A 1,454-nucleotide genomic window follows, 5' to 3' on the forward strand; every position below is an offset into this window, starting at 1 on the left:
GCAACTTTTTGGAATGGAGTTGAAACAGCGTGCTGACAAACAAGCGCAGCAGTGGGATTTGAAAGAAAAAGAATTTTACGACCTGAAACAGGATTGGATCCAGAACGTTTCGTATTTGAAAGAAGTGTGTCCTAGTCCAAAAACCGTCGTTTGTTAAGTATTGCTGTGGTGCACAGCTAACAAGTGTTAAGCGGGAATATTATTTCTGACCTCTCTTACAGCCGGGATGTATTCGGTCTTTGGATTGGCGTATGCCGGAGCAAGTTTAATTTACAAATATAATAACTCCAAAGGGAAAACTCATTCGGAGATGCTATTTGACAGGAAGGAAAATTGATGTATATAAAGGCATTTACATCTTTATTTCTTAAGCATTGGAAAAATGAAGTCGAGTATTATAAGACAAGGAATGTTAATAAGGCTCGATTGATAACTGTTGTTTCATTTTATCCAGCAGTTTTGTTTCATACAGTTTTGCTTCTGGAATTAGTAGATTACTTTTTTCACGATTTTTATGAAACATATTTTTCTCCAATTTTAAGAATTCAATTTGTAGTTATTTACTTTACGATTCTTTATTTTGGGATCATTGCGATGATTTTCACGGAAGCGAGAGCTAAAGCGCTAATTGAATTATTTGAACTAAAGAAATTAAATGGCGAACCATTTACATTATACTTTGCATTTCTGTTTTTGCCAATATTAATTCTCTTTGTGTACATCTTGATGTTTGCTCCGAGCGCATCTTATGAGTGAATTTATTTCGACCTAAACAAAAATGAACGCGACATTTCTCTCCCGACCCCGCGAGCGATCAAAGCGTGGTCAAGTTATTGGCATTAGAGAAATTTAATATTATCTAAGTAGAATGCAATAACTTGACCGGAGCTGCGAGCGCGGTCCGGCGCAGGCTCGATGCGATGCCTCTCTACGGATCGTCACCGCAGGACGCGGCCGAGAGACCGATGGACGGAGTATTTGCGGAAGGCAACTACGAGTTAGACAAATTAAAGAATCGTAATAAAAGCCAAGAACACCTGAACCAATTGGGAATGCGTACGGGCGCGGAGATGTATGCGAACGACGCGATGTTGGACAAGGTAGTGAGTACGACGTTAGCTGTCACAGGAATCATCGGAACAGTGTTGTCGTTTACTCCATTTGCTCCTCTTGGTTTGACCTTGGCTGGAATATCCGCACTTGGAATGGCGGGTTGGAAGAGCTTTAGAGGTGCGTATGAAGGCGGGGCGGCTGGTGCTTTGGCGGGAGTGGCGAGCGCCGGTATCAACTACGGACTGAACCAGGTTACCGGGGGAGCAGTGCAAGTAAACCTTAGCTACAGCTATGCCGGCGGCTTTGGAGCAGGAGTGAACGTAGGCGGTGGTGGTTTAGGCGCTGGGGTCAGCTACAACGAGAAGAGCGGCTTTGGAGTGAGCGCGGGTATCATGGGTAAC

At 43.4% G+C, this 1,454-nt stretch carries 1 pseudogene; it reads left to right on the top strand.

Features of this window, described 5'->3' with window-relative positions:
• Positions 1–904: 904 nt before the first annotated feature.
• Positions 905–1,454, top strand: a pseudogene (locus EHQ17_RS11650) (hypothetical protein); the annotation flags it as partial.

It is taken from the genome of Leptospira gomenensis (genome assembly GCF_004770155.1).
In the GTDB taxonomy this organism is placed as follows: domain Bacteria; phylum Spirochaetota; class Leptospiria; order Leptospirales; family Leptospiraceae; genus Leptospira; species Leptospira gomenensis.